Origin of the sequence: Stappia indica (assembly GCF_001696535.1) — a bacterium.
In the GTDB taxonomy this organism is placed as follows: domain Bacteria; phylum Pseudomonadota; class Alphaproteobacteria; order Rhizobiales; family Stappiaceae; genus Stappia; species Stappia indica.
This window is the reverse complement of the sequence record NZ_MBQE01000005.1, coordinates 150944-165799: the sequence shown is the minus strand read 5'-3', so window position 1 is coordinate 165799 and position 14856 is coordinate 150944. Positions and strand designations below refer to the sequence as shown.

At 63.7% G+C, this 14856-nt stretch carries 15 protein-coding genes; 5 read left to right on the top strand and 10 right to left on the bottom strand.

The window, feature by feature from the left end; translation table 11 throughout:
* Positions 1–337: 337 nt before the first annotated feature.
* Together BBX35_RS18225 and BBX35_RS23475 are read left to right on the top strand one after the other, a co-directional pair.
* The gene (locus BBX35_RS18225) at positions 338–565 is read left to right on the top strand and encodes a hypothetical protein (protein ID WP_067223109.1); all 228 of its coding nucleotides are present in this window, start codon (positions 338–340) and stop codon (positions 563–565) included.
* Complete coding sequence (locus tag BBX35_RS23475; protein WP_141687894.1) at positions 562–765, top strand: hypothetical protein; 204 nt, start codon at positions 562–564, stop codon at positions 763–765. Before BBX35_RS18225 ends, BBX35_RS23475 begins: the two co-directional genes overlap by 4 nt.
* A 67-nt stretch (positions 766–832) precedes the next feature.
* On the opposite strand, the gene BBX35_RS18220 is transcribed toward BBX35_RS23475, so the two are convergent.
* The 5 genes from BBX35_RS18220 to BBX35_RS18200 form a co-directional block, all read right to left on the bottom strand.
* Positions 833–2911 (bottom strand): type IV secretory system conjugative DNA transfer family protein, encoded by a 2079-nt coding sequence (locus BBX35_RS18220; RefSeq protein ID WP_067223106.1) that lies wholly within the window; start codon positions 2909–2911, stop codon positions 833–835.
* Positions 2912–2920: 9 nt separating this feature from the next.
* Positions 2921–4186: a relaxase/mobilization nuclease domain-containing protein gene (locus BBX35_RS18215; RefSeq protein ID WP_067223103.1), complete on the bottom strand. Its 1266-nt coding sequence runs from the start codon at positions 4184–4186 to the stop codon at positions 2921–2923.
* Positions 4183–4647: a hypothetical protein gene (locus BBX35_RS18210; protein ID WP_067223100.1), complete on the bottom strand. Its 465-nt coding sequence runs from the start codon at positions 4645–4647 to the stop codon at positions 4183–4185. The genes BBX35_RS18215 and BBX35_RS18210 overlap by 4 nt, the downstream gene beginning before the upstream one ends.
* Before the next feature lie 320 nt (positions 4648–4967).
* Positions 4968–5579, bottom strand: a complete 612-nt coding sequence (locus BBX35_RS18205; RefSeq protein ID WP_067223952.1) for a hypothetical protein — start codon at positions 5577–5579, stop codon at positions 4968–4970.
* A 444-nt stretch (positions 5580–6023) separates the two neighbouring features.
* Positions 6024–6449, bottom strand: coding sequence for a hypothetical protein (locus BBX35_RS18200; RefSeq protein WP_141687893.1), 426 nt, complete (start codon positions 6447–6449; stop codon positions 6024–6026).
* 326 nt (positions 6450–6775) lie between these two features.
* On the opposite strand from BBX35_RS18200, the gene BBX35_RS18195 reads away from it, so the two are divergent.
* Positions 6776–7576, top strand: coding sequence for a hypothetical protein (locus BBX35_RS18195; protein WP_067223096.1), 801 nt, complete (start codon positions 6776–6778; stop codon positions 7574–7576).
* A 292-nt stretch (positions 7577–7868) separates the two neighbouring features.
* A complete protein-coding gene (locus tag BBX35_RS18190) occupies positions 7869–8564 on the top strand; it encodes an Ntn hydrolase family protein (RefSeq protein WP_067223095.1) in 696 nt (231 codons plus the stop codon).
* A gap of 201 nt (positions 8565–8765) precedes the next feature.
* Here BBX35_RS18190 and BBX35_RS18185 read toward each other — a convergent pair whose 3' ends face one another.
* From BBX35_RS18185 to BBX35_RS18170, 4 genes are read right to left on the bottom strand one after another with little or no spacing between them, the layout of a single operon-like run.
* Entirely contained in the window at positions 8766–10040 is a 1275-nt protein-coding gene (locus BBX35_RS18185) for a TRAP transporter large permease (RefSeq protein WP_067223092.1), read from the bottom strand.
* 12 nt (positions 10041–10052) lie between these two features.
* Entirely contained in the window at positions 10053–10562 is a 510-nt protein-coding gene (locus tag BBX35_RS18180) for a TRAP transporter small permease (RefSeq protein ID WP_067223090.1), read from the bottom strand.
* Positions 10563–10585: 23 nt separating this feature from the next.
* Positions 10586–11572, bottom strand: coding sequence for a TRAP transporter substrate-binding protein (locus BBX35_RS18175; RefSeq protein ID WP_067223088.1), 987 nt, complete (start codon positions 11570–11572; stop codon positions 10586–10588).
* Between the two features lie 39 nt (positions 11573–11611).
* The gene (locus BBX35_RS18170; protein WP_208979874.1) at positions 11612–12991 is read right to left on the bottom strand and encodes an amidase; all 1380 of its coding nucleotides are present in this window, start codon (positions 12989–12991) and stop codon (positions 11612–11614) included.
* Positions 12992–13270: 279 nt separating this feature from the next.
* Between BBX35_RS18170 and BBX35_RS18165 the strand changes: the two genes are divergently transcribed.
* Positions 13271–13756, top strand: a complete 486-nt coding sequence (locus BBX35_RS18165) for a RidA family protein (RefSeq protein ID WP_067223083.1) — start codon at positions 13271–13273, stop codon at positions 13754–13756.
* Between the two features lie 55 nt (positions 13757–13811).
* Here BBX35_RS18165 and BBX35_RS18160 read toward each other — a convergent pair whose 3' ends face one another.
* Positions 13812–14756 carry a LysR family transcriptional regulator gene (locus BBX35_RS18160; protein ID WP_067223080.1) on the bottom strand — a complete coding sequence of 315 codons (945 nt, stop codon included), beginning with the start codon at positions 14754–14756 and terminating at the stop codon, positions 13812–13814.
* Between the last annotated feature and the right edge of the window lie 100 nt (positions 14757–14856).

Sequence of the window (14856 nt, the reverse complement as noted above, 5' to 3'; positions counted from 1 at the left end):
GATCAACGACCTTTGCCTGAGGCCCGGTTTTCCGCGCGTTTCCCGGCTACCGGTCGCTGTTCTTCACCAGAAAAGTGGCTGAGATTCGCGGCGGTTGGACGGTTCCCTTCAACGTCTCCGTATCGACGGCCACGGCATGACCGGCCTTTGGGCATGGGGTCTGGCCGCGCCGGGGCGCTATGGGTCAACCGGCTGCCCGCACCACTCCTACCGCCTGCGGTCCGAAGCCCGCAGGGCGAAGGACCGTGTTGCCGGTATGACCCGCGCCCAACGGACGCGGCCTCATCGTCCCCATAAGGCCGGGCATCGTGCCGGGCCGAAACAAAAGGAGACGATCATGAACGAGAACAGAAAACCCAAACCGCCGACCCACACCATTTTTCAGGTCATTGGCAATGACGACAAAGCCCGCTGGATCCGCGTGGGTGCCGGATGGGCCAACAAAGACGGCAAGGGCCTCAACCTGGTGTTCGATTCATACCCGGTGATTGGCCGCATCTGCCTGCGCGAAGTACCGCCCGCTGAGAACGCCGAACAACCTGACCTGATAGCAGGTGTGCGATGAGAGCCGCGAACGGCAACCGAGAACGGCGGGAAACCGTCGTGCTCACCCGGCAGGCGATCGAGGCCATTCTCGTATCGTATATGGGCTGGGAGCCGGAGGATGCCGATGCCTTCTGGGAACTTGCCATCCGCGAAACCACCCCACGCGACTTAGGAGAGGACGAAATGTGGCATCGCAATTTCGAGCGCGCTTTTCGTTAAACGCTGATGCCGGGAGACCGCATCCCCCGGCATCTTTCTCGCCTAATGAGCTGTGTAGGCCGTGCTTTCAGCGAATGAAATACGCCCACCCGTAATCCGAAACCACACTTGTGATGAGGCCAAAAAGACCGCCAGCGCCGATAATCATCACGCATTTGGCTGTCCCAATCGCGGCATTGATGTACCTCTTGCGGCGTTGCAACTCGGCAGCGCGCAGCGTTTCCATGCGTTTGTTCCACCGATGCGCACGCTCCCATTCCTTCTGCCAAGCTTCGCGCTGTTCGCGCTCTACCTTCTCCCGTGCTTCGCGTTCGCGCCGTTCCGCCGCCTCACGCTTCGCGCGGTCCTCGTCGGCAATCAGCTTCGGCAGCGCCGCGAGCGTGACCGGCGCGGGATGGTCGCGGTGGCGGTCATAAAGACCGCGCCAGCTCTTCTCGCGGTAATATTCCAGCCGCTTCACCGCCAGCGGATTCCAGCCCGAGGCAATGACGAGCGCCATTGGCTTGTCGCGATTGCCAAAGAGCTGGCCAATCTCACCGGGCGCGACCAGCGGGCGCTTGTGGACGCTCTCGGCATAACCCCTGGTTTGGGATCCGCTGCGACCTTGTGAACTGCCGTGGGTGAAGCTTCCGGAACTTCCGACCGTGACACTGCTGTTGACACTCTGCCCGCCGCCCGGACCGATGCTGCCGGAATGTCCGGACGTGAAGCTGGTGGACTCGCCCACCGTGGAGGAACGCGACTGGGTTTCACTCCAACCCTCGGTGCCACTGCCGCTATAGGCGGTGCGCACGGTTTCCGTGTCGCCCGCGAGTTTGGAGGCATAGTCGCGCGTGAACTGGTCCTCGTTGCCGAAGAAGATCTTCACGCCCGCATTCGCGACCATCGTCTCCCAGTTGTCCTTGTAGATATCCTTGAGCTGCGCCAGCGTTTGCGCAACGAACACCATCTTCACGCCGAACCCGGCGATTTGAGCGGCGGCATTCTCGATGACGCGCATGCGCCGTAGCGCAGGAAACTCATCCATCACCATCAGCACCGGATGCCCGCTCGCGGGCTGGCCGCGCGTGCGCTCCATCTCGCCGATGGTGAGCGCGGCCAGCATGCGCAACCAGCCGTAATGCGTGTCTGCCATGCGTTGCGGCAGGCAGACAAAAAGGCTGACACCCTTGGGATTGGTCTTCAATTCAGACAGGCAGAAATCCGAGGCGCTGGTGCAGGCGCGCATTTGCGGATCATCAAGGAAATCCAGCGACCGCGCCGCCGTCGAGATGACACCCGCCAGCGTGCGCGGCGCGTTGTGCAACTGGTCGAGATAGTAAGCGCCGCCTTCCGCCACCACACCGCCGAACGCCGTGCTTCGCTTCATCGCGTCGAACAGTAGCTCGAAGCCGGAAGTGAGCTTACTGTCCTCTTCCAGCAGCCGCGCCAGTTCCTCCCGTTTGCGGTCACCGCCGCGCAACAATTTGCGCACTGTGATGAGATTGCGTTCTTGAGACGAATAGTCCGGACTGCTTGCGATATGCAGACACAAATCCCGATCAAGCGTCCGCGCCGATTCCTCCCAGAACGGATCGTTGGACCGCTCCACCTGGACAAGGGACTCGGCAATGCGACCCGCGATGACGACGGATTCGGGTTCATTCGCACCCAGGAGGTCCAGCGGGTTGAACCGCTTGCGGTATCCCGAGAAATCCTCACCCGGCACGGCGACCTCGCCGTAGGGGTCAAGAATATGCACGCTCTGACCCATGCCTTTGGCATAGGCCGAGCCCCGGCCACGGCGGCGCGCCGTGACCATCGCGTTCTCGCCCTTGGGGTCGATCACCAGCACCGAGCCGGGCCAGGTGAGCAGATTGGGCACCAGATATGACACGCCCTTGCCGCCGCGATTGCCGCAGACAATCAGCACATGCCGGTCATCGCGAAACCCCACCGGCTGGCCCTCGGGACCGTAGCCAAGATAGAAGTCTCCCGGCTGGTAGCGATCCGATGGCGCGAGGTCGTGCCAGCGCGCGGTGCCAAGCGGAATGCCGCTACGCGGCCTGTCCTGTGTCGTCGGTGTCTTTTTGCGCGCGGGCACGAGAGCGCGCGGCGGCGGGATGATCTGTCCATTGATGATGCGGGGGCTGAGAGGCTTGTTCATTTCATCCTCCTACAGTTCGAGTTCAAGGCGCGGTGAGCGCGCACGTTGCGGGGTTCGGTTGGGATCGGTCATGCGCAGAACATCGGCGAGCCTGCCCGCGAGCTGCATGCGCTCCGCGCGTTGACGCGCGCGCATCGCGGCGATGCGCGTGTGCAGCGCCTGCTTTTCCCTGGACTGGGCCGTGAAGAGTGCTTCGCGCTGCGCCGTGTCGCGGCGATATCCGTCGAACGCCTCTTTCTCGTTCCGCCGCCTGATGGCGCGGGCCTTGCCGGTCAGGAGTTCCCAGACACCGCGAATCCCCTTGTGCAGCCGCGCCGAACGTTCCTTGGTTTCCGCAAGCTGACGGGCTTGAAGCTTCTTCTCCAGCAGCGCGCGTTCCTGGCGATGCGCCTTCACCATCTCGCGCAGGGCATGGACCTCCGGCGCAAGCTCTTTCGCCTGCGTTTCCCGGCCCTCGGCGATGTATTCACGCACGCGGCTGGTCAGGCGCGCATGGACGGACGCTTTCACCTGTTCGACGCTGGGAAGTTTCTCCGGATCGCCGAGGCGTTGATTGACCTCTTTCGTCTTCACGCCCGTCCAGCGCGCGATGGAGAAGACTTCGCCGTTGATATCCATCGCGACGAAGCCGCGACGGTCACCCTTTGCCAGCCAGTAGCCGCGCTCTTCCAGCGCCGCCCGAAACGCAGGCATCGAATCCGATTGCCGCCAAGCAGTCTGGAAGATCTGCTTCACCTCGCGCGGGTCGAGACCAATGCGCTTGGCCTGCTGCCATTCCGCCATGGTGAAGTTGAGCGGGTTCTTCCAGCCATTCTCCCTGTGGCCGTCCGGCAGCGCCCAGCCATGGTCTAGGTAAAGTTCCTTTGATAGCGCAGCGAGGCGCTGTTTGAAGAAGGGCAGGTTGATGGCCTTCATCGAGTCCGCATCAATGCGCGACCAGACGACATGAACATGCCGTCTGCCCTTCTTCTCATGTACCACGACCGCGCGCGGCTGGCCGGACAGGCCAAGCTTCGCCTCGGCCTGATCGGCGGCAAGCATCATGTCCTCCACCGTCGTATCCTGACCCTTGGGCGGGTTCAGACTGAGCGAGAACATGAATTGCTGGCACTGCGTTGCCTTGGAGATCGCGTGCGCTTCCGCGAGCGCGCCCGGCAGAGTGTCCGCCACGAAGCCGCGCAACTCCTGCACGGTGACGTGTTCGTTCTCCACGGCGTTCATCAGGTGGCGGGCGAGGTTCCCCGCGCCGCCGCGTTGGGAGCCGACAAGGATCACGATCGTCCTCCGTAGCCTTTGGCGTAGGAGGATTGTCTGACCCTCCCGGCAGCATCGTTGAACGCATCGGACGGGTTGGGATCCGGCTCCTTCCCCAACGCCTGCATCAGCATCACGCGCACGGCGCGTAGGTCGTCGCTGGCCCGGCGCAGCCCCGCCAGAGTCTCCGGGTCGCAATACAGCACCCCGGTCTCCGCCAGCCGTGCGAGGCGCGACAGGCTGTCACCCAACTGGGACTGGCCGAGCGCGGCAAGTACACGGCCCAGCAATTCGCGGTCAGGCGCGATGCTTCGCGCCTCACGGCGCGGCGGCACCCCGCCACCGAATAGGATGCCCTTGATATAGGTCGAGACCGGACGGGAACCGGCACGCGCCACGAGCGCGGCGCGTTCAGATTCTGAAAAGCGGATGGACACCGGGGCGCGACGGCGCGGCCCGGTGTTGCGGGAAAGACCGGTCATGGGCGCGGTCCCCCGAAATCGACTTTTGCGTGCTTAAGCTGGTGGTTCCAGTCGGCCAGAACGTCGAACAGAGAGTTTAAAGTTTCTCCATCCGTCTCCGCCATTTTCCCCTGATCAGCCAGTTATCGAGCGATAGTGCCGACGGGCGGTAGCCCGCTGGGCAGCACATTCGAACGGCTTCCCGAACCCTCCGTCATTCTCTGACTCCGGGCTTCGCTCCAGTCGGGGCCTCGCATCAGCTCGGACGGCCCTTGGCCTTGCGAACCCTTCCCGCCGTTTTCATTCGCGCGCAGCCGCCACACCAACCCTGCGCGCTTGGCTCAGCGCGGCAGCGAGCATCCCGCTTGCTCAGCGCTGAAAGAGTTGAAAAACGGCTCTCGGCCGGGCCTCGTCTCGATTTGCAGACCGGAGATTATCCGGCAGCCGCTGGCGCTGCGCGCAATTGGCCCCACGCCAAGATTGGTCGAGAAGATGGGGTCAGGGTTCCTTTCCTCGTGGGCCCCGGCCGCAATGAGCGCTTGGCGCTTCTGAAGAAACGCGGAAACGAAATCCGCCTCCTCGACCGCCGTCACGGCTGGCATGCCCGGAGCCAGCCGGATCGCGCAGGACCGCCGCCCGCCGGGATATTCCTCTTTCACCGCCACGAATGAAGAACCGTCCTGCTGCCAGCTGTGCTGGCGCACTTCATGTCCGTGCCTCGCAGGCTCGGCCAGACCCTCTATCATGAGAGGCGGCACGCGCCGGATCGAAGGCCCGAGATCGTCCAGCCCCTGCGTATCCAACCTCTCGCCTTGCTCGATGGCCATGCGACAGCGTTCCGAGAGGCGCAGCCATGTCTCGGTATCCTTGGCGCTCGCCTGAGCTTCCCACGCCTGAGCTGCCGAGGACAGCCAGACGGCAATCGTCATCAGAAAGAGGGTAGCAAACCGCATCCGCACCTCAACCAGGCACCCCTTGCAGCGCCGCGACATCCTGAAGGAGGCCCCTGCCTCCCCTACCCCAGCTATAGCAAAGCCTTCGCGGAAAGCCGACCGCCGAGAGCCCCACCGGACGGACTGCGGAGAGGTGGCCGAGTGGTTCAAGGCGCACGCCCGGAGCGCATGTAGACGGGAAACCGTATCGAGGGATTGGTCTCTCGGCAGTTTCCCGATTTTTTAGATTTAACGCGGCAGAGCCGGCGAGCGGCGCCAGATACCAATTGGCGCGCGAAATCGCCGAAGCTACACCCAAATCGCTAAATCTTGAGGTCGCAACGGCTGCTTCCCCCCCATAGCGGCCCGCTAGCGGTGAACATCGAAGCTACTTGATCAGAGGCTCGTCCCGGTCCTCCGCAACAACGTGAGGTGATCGGCAACACTCGCGAAAACCCCGATCTGCTAGCCTCCGATCAGGCGCCAAATCCAGGCAGCGGCGAGTGAAGCGATAATGCCGAGGACAAATGAGAAGCTCAATTCCACCACCCTCCGCCGCGTGGTCGGAACGCCAAGCGCTCGGCGAACGGTTTCGACATCTAATTGCGCAAGGCTTCGAAGAGTTTCGATTTCTTTCGCCGCGTTCTCTTTCTCTCGCGAGGTGCCTTCAAGCTCTCGGTTCAAGGCCTCCAGTGCATTCTTGTTGTCCTTCGCTTGGTCGCGAATCTCATCCATAGCTCGCAGTGCTTCGGCAAGGTTTTCCCGCGCAACATCAATTTTCGCCAAGCGCTCATCGAGTGACTGTTGAGTGCCCTTGTAAATGAGCGAAACACTTACACCGGTGAGTGGATCCCCCTGAATGCGGATCGCGCTGTTGAAGAACCGGTCCAACGCGACAAGTGTCCGATAGATTACCCGCCTCATGATTCGCCCCAAATTTTTACAACAAGAGCGTGACTATCATGCTGCGGGGGAGGCCGGAAAGTGCCAGCTATATCTATAGCACCAATAAGAATTTAACTGACCTACTGGCCAAATTACCGCCGACGGAGGCGTGCTGAAGGAAGACTACCAGTGGCAAGCCAAGTCGGAATGGCCGCTTTCTTATTTCGCCGCCCAGAAGCGGACGGGCAAAGACCCCACCCCATCGCTGCCACTCTCCTTCCTCAATCAGGAGGGCTCTGGCGTGGGCGTGCGAGCCTCTGTAAGACTGAGGCATGCAGCGATATTTCCCCGCCAAGACAGCTCTGTTGTTGATCGCCATTCACATGTCGACGGCAGCTTACGGCCAATCGGACACTGCAGGCATCAGATACATCAAGCCAAAACGTCTTGATGATACATGCAGCAACCAGTCGAAAAACAGGAGCGACGAGGCTCGTCTCCTCTGGTACCGCGGCAAATGGCTGGCTGCCCCGAACGGCTATATCAACCCCTGGGAGATCTCCAGGGGCGAAGAAAAATTCAGGATGGAAGATTATCTCAGAGCCCTGGCAAGGAATTCTGCCCGATCAGGCTTTGATCCCAAGACCGGCACATTCAACCCGAGACTTGTCACGTCTTTTTCCCGCTCTGTCGGTTTTTCGTTCTGGTGGCCATCTCGCGACCCCGTCGCTTGCAACCTGGGCTCCAACTCGCCTCTCACCGTTCAGCGCGCAGAGAACGACAGCGAAAGCTATATCGTGCAATTCCAGATCGAGCAGACAGACATCAGCAGTTCGGAGGGGCCCCGCTCCACCAGAGACTTCAGAAACCTGGAAAGTCTTAGAAGAAGCACGTTTTTTCAGGAATACAACAATGGGGACATGTTGGCTTTCCTGAACTGCTCTACCGGGCGCGCGTGCGATGGTTGGGTCTGGGACAAGACGATAGACATTTCGATTTTCATCTTCTTTGCCGAGCATCCACACCAGAGCGACCCCGAGAATTTCTGGGTCGCCCCGGCAACCGCCTCGTTCGACTTCGTCAAGCAGTGGCTCTCAGAAGGCAGCTCCAGGGTCCAGTCGATGACGCGTTGAGCGAATGCGCCGTCGGACAGGCCGCAGCAGCACGCCCATCCCCAAAAAAGCGCCGCCCGGACCGCGTGTAGACGGCAAACCGTCCTATCGGGTTCGAACCTTCCGCCCCCTTCGGATTGCGCAATGCGGGAACGATCCGGTTCCGCGCCCGTTCTCCTTGCACCTGAAGTGGAGAGGAAAACGGATCGTTCCAGTCGCCTACGACTGCTGTCTGCATCGCATGGAAGCGAGCTGCGGCCACTGCGTATCCGGCCGGATTTTCCGGACCACACGACCTGAGAGGATCGAAATCATGACCGTCGTGCTTGCCACCGTTTGCCAGGATGGAGTCGTGCTCGGCTCCGACTCGCAGATCACGGACAAGGGGAGAGGCATGACATATCCGGCCCAGAAGCTGCACCCTTTGGGCGAGCTGGCGGCTTGGGGCGGCAGTGGCGCGCGATCGGTGCTGGTCGAGGTCGAAAACTGTTTCAACGAAAACAGTGCGGCCATTCTGGAGGCCCCGGATATCGGCCGCGCGATGCAGGAACAGGTCCTCCCGATCCTGCGCCATCACTACGACACGTTCATCCCGGACGTGCCGGGCGAAGAAGACGGCGGCTCGCCGTCGGCCTACGTGATGGCGGCCGGATGGCGCAAGGGAGAGCCGTGGATTGTCGAGATAACGCCCTCCGGCATGATCGGGCACTACGGCGATATCGGCTTCCACGCGATCGGCAGCGGTGCGGCCATGGCACAGCAAGCCGGCTCGCTTCTGTCCCACTTCCATTTGACCGAGCGGTCGCTGCGCTTCGGTTGCGCGGCCGTCCTGCGTGTCCTGGAAGCGCTCGACCTTACCTCCCCCAGCGTCGGCAAGCCATTCAGTCTGTGTCGTATCGACCAGGACGGTGCGCACCACCTCAGCGATGCAGAGATCGAGAAGGTGACCAAGGACGTGCGTCGATGGGAGGAGGCCGAACAAGCCGCAATCGCCAAGATATTCGAGTGACGAGCCTTGATGCGAGGCTGAACGACAAAGATGAGGGCGCTCGATCTCCGCTTGCATCCTCGACTTGTCGACCGGCCTCAGCAGCACCCCCCCCCAAAAACCAAAACCAGCGCACATGGTCCCATGCGCGCTGGTTGGTGTTGGGGGCAGTCGCTTCGCCGGTTGCGGGGCCCGCGCGGGCGTGCCTGGAAACGTGCCTGCCTAGAAGAACGTGTTCGGCAGCAGCATGCTGAAGAACGGCACGTAGGTCAGGATCACCAGCGCCACCAGCATCAGCGCGATCGTCGGCAGGGCGGCGCGGAAGATCTCACCCAGCTTCATGTTGGCGACGCCCATGGCCACGAACAGGTTGAGCCCGACGGGCGGGGTCAGCATGCCGACCGACAGGTTGACCAGCATGATGATGCCGAAATGGATCGGGTCGACGCCGACCTGCGCCGCGATGGGCATCATCAGCGGGCCGAGGATGATGATCGCCGAGGCGCTGTCGAGGAAGCAGCCGGCCACCAGCAGGATCAGGTTGAACAGCAGCATGACCACGATGGAGTTGCTGGTGTCGCTGAGGATGAAGCTCGCCAGCTGCGCCGGCGTGCCGGAGCTCGCCAGCAGCCAGGAGAAGGCCGAGGCGCCGGCGGTGATCAGCAGCAAGGGGCCGGAGATCAGGCCGGTGTTGCGCAGCACCACCAGCGTGTCCTTGAGCGAGATGGTCCGGTAGACCACCGCGCCGACCAGCCAGCCGTAGAGACAGGCCGCGGCCGCCGCCTCGGTCGGCGTGAAGACGCCCGAATAGATGCCGCCGAGCAGGATGAACGGCAGGCCGAGGCCCCAGGCCGCCTGCGTCAGGGCCGCCCAGATGCTGGCGATGGTCGGCATCGCGTCGCGCGGGTATCCCTTGCGCGCCGAATACCAGCTGGCATAGGCGATCAGGATGCCGCCGATCAGCAGCGCCGGCAGCAGGCCGGCGGCGAACAGCTTGCCGACCGAGGTGCCGGTGACCGAGCCGTAGATGATCAGCGCGATGGACGGCGGCACGATGGGGCCGAGCGTGCCGGCGGTGGTGATCAGGCCGATGGAGAAGTACTTGTCGTAGCCCGCCTTGACCATCGCCGGATAGAGGATCGAGCCGATGGCGATCACCGTCGCCGGGCTGGAGCCGGAGATCGATCCGAACATCAGGCAGGCGACGACGGCGGCGGCGGCAAGGCCGCCCGGCAGCCATCCGACGATGGCGCGCGCCAGGTTGATCAGCCGTTCCGACAGGCCGCCGATGCGCATCAGCTCGGCCGCCAGGATGAAGAACGGGATCGACATCAGCGAGAAGTTGTTCATGCCTGAGAACATGCGCATCGGCACGAGCACGGGATCGAGGCCGCCCCAGAAATAGAGCGCGGCTGCGACCGACAGCGCCAGGGCGGCAAAGATGGGCAGGCCGAAAACGAGCAGGCCGAAGAAGACGGGGACGAGTGCGCCGACCATGGATGGGGCTCCTCAGCTCGTTTTGATGTCGACGGCGGGCGGCGTGTAGGCGCGCCCAAACACGAGTTCCTGCAGGACCAGGAGATAACGGGTGATCATCAGTCCCGCCGCAAAGGGGATGACGGAATAGATGTAGCCGACGGGAATGCGCAGGGCCGGCGAGAGCTGGCCCATGCGCGAGGTGTTGATCACCAGCTTGCTGCCGTACCACAGCACCACGCCGGCGAAGATCAGGCCGAGGCAGGCGGCGCCGATCTGCAGCGGCCGGACCATCTTTTCCGGCACGAAGGCGTAGATCGCCTCGACGCTGATATGGGAGGCGTAGCGCACGCCCATGCCCATCGTCAGGAAGCTCATGGTGATGAAGGCGTAGAGAACCACCTCCTCCGACCAGTAGAGCGAATTGTTGAAGACGTAGCGCGCGATGACCTGCGCGATGGCGACGAGGGTCGCGGTCAATATCAACCCGCTGACCAGCGTGTTCTCGATGACGTCAACCAGCCTGTTCAACCAGGTGATCATGCCGCGACCCTCTTCTTCGTGGTTTACTCGCCCTTGGCGAGGGCGATCGCCTTGTCCATCAGAGCCGGCGTGACCTTGTCGCGGAACTCGTCGTAGATCGGCTTGGAAGCCTCGATGAACGCCGCGCGGCCTTCGTCGGACAGCGACTGGATCTCGATCTGGTCCTTGATCGCGTCGAGGGTCTTGGCCTCGTCCTCGTTGGTGAACTGGCGGGCAGCGTCGCGGCCGACGATCATGGCGTCCGCGATCACGGTCTGCAGGTCTTCCGGCAGGCTTTCCCAGGCCTGCTTGTTCATCACGGCCGCATAGGTGTGGTAGGCATGGCCGGTCAGGGTCATGTACTTCTGCACCTCGTAGAACTTCATCGAGGCGATGTTGGCGAGCGGGTTCTCCTGGCCCTCGATGACGCCCTGCTGCAACCCGTTATAGACCTCGACATAGGCCATCGCGGTCGGGTTCGCGCCGTAGGCGCGGTAGGTCGACAGGATGGTCGGGGCCTGCAGGGTCCGCATCTTGATGCCGGCGAGATCGGCCGGACCGTTGATCGGGCGGATGTTGTTGGTCATGTGGCGGAAGCCGGCGCCCCACATGGCGATGCCGTGCAGGTTGTTGCCGTCGAGCGTCGCCAGCAGCTCGGTGCCGACCTCGCCGTCGAGAACGCGCATCATCGCGGCGTTGTCGTTCAGCAGGAACGGCAGGTCGAACAGGTACATCTGCTCGTTGAAGTTGGCGAGGTTGCCGGTCGGCGGGATCGCAATGTGGACGAGGCCCATCTGCGTCTGCTCGATGATCTCGACGTCGCCGCCGAGCTGCGCGGCCGGGCGGATGTTGATCTCGATCCGGCCGTTGGAGTTCTTCTCGACCTCTTCCTTGAAGACCACCGCCGCGCGGGCGTTCGGCGTGTCCTCGGTCAGGACGTGGGCGAAGGTGAAGGTGAAGTCGGCGGCATGGGCCGCGCCGGCGAACGTGGCGCCGACGGCGAGAATGATCGCTCTGCTCAGGTTTTTCATAGGTCTCTCCTCCAAGGGGGCTGGCAATGTAAACAGGGGTCAGGCCAGCGGTGCTTTCCCGAGCATTTCGGGCCCGGATCCGATGGCAGTCTCGATGGCCAGGGCCGCCGCCAGCAGGCGACGTTCCGCCATCGGCGGCGCCATGATCTGAAGGCCGGACGGAATGCCGTTGGCATCCAGCCCGGTCGGCAGTGTCGCCGCGCACCAGCCGAACAGGTTGGCGAGCGCGGTGTTGCGAAGGGCCAGCATGTTGGCCTTTCGATAGGTTTCGGGATCCGCCACCTCGGCGATGGTCGGCGCAGTGACCGGAATGGTCGGCGAGACCAGCACGTCGACGGTCTCGAACGCCTGCGCGGCGGTCCGGCCGTACTGCGCAAGGTTCGCCGCGCGCTGCAGGTAGTCGGAGGCGGTCAGGTCGTTGACCGCTTCGACGCGCGCCATCACCGCCGGGTCGAGCTGGGCGATCCGCTCCGGGAAATTGCGCTCGAGGAACGCACGCAGCTCCGCCGCCGCCAGGCCGCCGGCGCGGAAGATGGCGAGCGCTTCCTCGGTACAGGCCAGCGTCACGTCGCTCAGCTGCGCGCCGGCCTTTTCCAGCACCCGCAAGGCCTGGCCGGTGTTCTCGGCAATCGACGGCTCGATATCGTCCCAGACCGTGTTGCGGACGACGCCGATGCGCAGGCCGGCAAGGTCGCTTGCGGCAACCGGTCCCGCCGCCTCAGGATCCAGCGCGGCGAAGGCATAGGCCAGGTCCGCAACCGTGCGAGCAAGGAGCCCCGGCGTATCGAGCGAGGGCGACAGCGGGACGATGCCGTCCAGCGACCAGCGGCCATGGGTGATCTTCAGCGCCGTCTGTCCGGTGAAGGAAGCGGGAATGCGGACCGAGCCGGCCGTGTCGGTGCCCAGCGCCAGCAGCGCCGACCCTTGCGCCAGCGACACGCCGGCGCCCGAGCTCGAGCCGCCGGGGACGCGAGGGGTCTCGCGCGACGACCACGGATTGACCGGCGTGCCGGCATGCGGGTTGGTGCCGAGGCCGCCGAACGCGAATTCGACCGTATGGGTCTTGCCGGTCACCACGCCCATCTGCGCCAGCAGCGCCTTCACCACCGGGCCGGCGGCCTGCCACTCTTTCGGGAAGGCGGCATTGGTGCCCGCATGGGTCGACAGGCCGGGAACGCCGAACAGGTCCTTGACCGAGACGGGAATGCCCATCAGCGGGCCGAGATCGATGCCGGAGGCGATCAGCGTGTCGAGCGCTGCCGCCTGGGCCCTGGCCCGGTCGCCGGCCCAGGTCCGATAGGCGTTCAGCACCGGCTCGCTCGCCGCATGGCGCTGCGCGGCCGCGCTCACGAGATCGGAGGACCGCACCTTTCCGGCGCGGAGATCCGCCGCGATCATTGCCAGAGATTGTGACTGCACCCTGTTGGCCCCTGCTCGTGAAACTCAAGCCGGACATTACGAGAAAACCGGGGCGCGACCACTCGCCTCTTCGCTGCGGCGCAGCACCGCCGCGCGGGGTCGCGGCGGCTCACATTCGACTAAATATATGTATTATAATATTAATTCAGCCCCTGATCGAACCTTACCCTAGGTCATTCGTTGCCGACATGGCAACACTGCGTTGCTGTCAACGCACACTCAGCCCCATCGGTTTTGCCTAGTTTGCCATCGGTCAACGCCTAATCCTGGAGCACGTTCATGCCGCATGCGACCGAAGCACGTCTGAAGGAAATGGGAATCGTCCTGCCGCGCAGGCCCAAGCCCATCGGCAACTACCTGCCCGGCGTCGTCGTCGGGAATCTCCTCTTCACGTCCGGCACGCTGGGCACCCGGCCCGACGAGAACGACAACGACGTCCTGCCCTATGTCGGCAAGGTCGGCTCCGACCTCACCATCGAGGAAGGCTATGCCTCGGCCCGCCTGATGGCGATCAACCACCTGGCCATGATGAAGGCGGTGCTGGGCGATCTCGACCGGGTCAAGCGGATCGTCAAGATGATCGGCTACGTCACCTGCGCGCCGGGCTTCACCGAGCCGCATCTGGTCCTCAACGGCGCCTCGGATCTCTTCGTCGAGCTGTGGGGCGAGGAGAGCGGCAAGCATGCGCGCGCCGCACTCACCCAGCATGAGCTGGGGCTCAACGCGCCGGTCGAGGCCGATCTCACGGTCGAGCTGCACGCCTGATCTTCAGGTCTTCGGCGCGGGCCCGATCTTCAGGCCCCACTCTCAGGTCTGATATTCAGGCCTGGGCAGCTCTCAGCCGCTTCAGCATGGTGGCGTCGGCCTTCTCGTGTTTCGAGAAGCTCGACGTCAGCATGGCGATGAACGCGTCGCAGGCCGGCGACCGCCGCTGGTCCCGGCGCACGATCGCGTAGATGAAGCGGTGCTCGAAGTCCCCGCAGGCAAGGTTGAGCGGCACGAGTTCGCCCGCCTCGACCTCGCGCAGGGCCGCCTGCAGCGGCACATAGACGATCGCGTTGGACCTGATCGCGTGGCGGATCAGGAAGTGCAGCTGGTCGGCGACCATGATCGCCTTCGGCTTGCCGCCGAACTTGCGGAACGCCCGGTTCACCAGGTGATGGATGCCGTAGCTGTCGTCCGGCAGCACGCAGTCGCAGTCGGCGATGTCCGGCAGCTTCACTGCCCGCCCGTCGGCGAACGGGTGCGAGGGCGGCACGAGCGCCAGCAGCGGCTGGCGCCATTGGCCGACGATCTCCATCATCGGATGCGAGAAGTGGTCGTAGACGAAGCCGACCTGGCAGATGCGCTTTTCCAGCGCCTCCAGCACGCGCTCGCGTCCCCGGATCCGCATGCGGAACTCGACCGCCGGGAACCGCTTGCGGAACGCCAGGATCTGTTCCGACAGGTAAGGGTCGGTCACCCCGTCGACCGTGGCGATGGAGACGCTGCCCGACTTCAGCTTGCGCAGGTCGGACATTTCTCCGCGGATCAGGTCGATCTGGCCGAGGATCGAGGCGAAATGCTCGGCCGCCAGCGTGCCCGCCTCGGTCAGCTGCACGCCGTTGGCGCGCCGGTCGAACAGCGGCTCGCCGAACTCCCGCTCCAGCTTGGCGATCTGCCGGCTGATCGCCGAGGGCGAAACGTGCAGACGGTCCGCCGCCAGGCGGATCGAGCCCAGATGCACGACTTCCAGGAAATAGCGGCAGGCGGTCAAATTGAGCATCGTGAACCCGGATCGCCGGCCCGCACCTCTCTGTCGGCCGGGCCACCGCGCTTCTGCGCGTGACCGGCCTTATACCACCCGCCGCCGGGTTGTGTAGCGT

What these genes read in the sequence shown, in the direction of transcription:
- BBX35_RS18225 (WP_067223109.1), top strand. Translation starts at nt 338, where the DNA reads ATGAACGAGAACAGAAAACCCAAACCGCCGACCCACACCATTTTTCAG.
- BBX35_RS23475 (WP_141687894.1), top strand. Translation starts at nt 562, where the DNA reads ATGAGAGCCGCGAACGGCAACCGAGAACGGCGGGAAACCGTCGTGCTC.
- BBX35_RS18220 (WP_067223106.1), bottom strand. Translation starts at nt 2,911, where the DNA reads ATGAACAAGCCTCTCAGCCCCCGCATCATCAATGGACAGATCATCCCG.
- BBX35_RS18210 (WP_067223100.1), bottom strand. Translation starts at nt 4,647, where the DNA reads ATGACCGGTCTTTCCCGCAACACCGGGCCGCGCCGTCGCGCCCCGGTG.
- BBX35_RS18205 (WP_067223952.1), bottom strand. Translation starts at nt 5,579, where the DNA reads ATGCGGTTTGCTACCCTCTTTCTGATGACGATTGCCGTCTGGCTGTCC.
- BBX35_RS18195 (WP_067223096.1), top strand. Translation starts at nt 6,776, where the DNA reads ATGCAGCGATATTTCCCCGCCAAGACAGCTCTGTTGTTGATCGCCATT.
- BBX35_RS18190 (WP_067223095.1), top strand. Translation starts at nt 7,869, where the DNA reads ATGACCGTCGTGCTTGCCACCGTTTGCCAGGATGGAGTCGTGCTCGGC.
- BBX35_RS18185 (WP_067223092.1), bottom strand. Translation starts at nt 10,040, where the DNA reads ATGGTCGGCGCACTCGTCCCCGTCTTCTTCGGCCTGCTCGTTTTCGGC.
- BBX35_RS18180 (WP_067223090.1), bottom strand. Translation starts at nt 10,562, where the DNA reads ATGATCACCTGGTTGAACAGGCTGGTTGACGTCATCGAGAACACGCTG.
- BBX35_RS18175 (WP_067223088.1), bottom strand. Translation starts at nt 11,572, where the DNA reads ATGAAAAACCTGAGCAGAGCGATCATTCTCGCCGTCGGCGCCACGTTC.
- BBX35_RS18165 (WP_067223083.1), top strand. Translation starts at nt 13,271, where the DNA reads ATGCCGCATGCGACCGAAGCACGTCTGAAGGAAATGGGAATCGTCCTG.
- BBX35_RS18160 (WP_067223080.1), bottom strand. Translation starts at nt 14,756, where the DNA reads ATGCTCAATTTGACCGCCTGCCGCTATTTCCTGGAAGTCGTGCATCTG.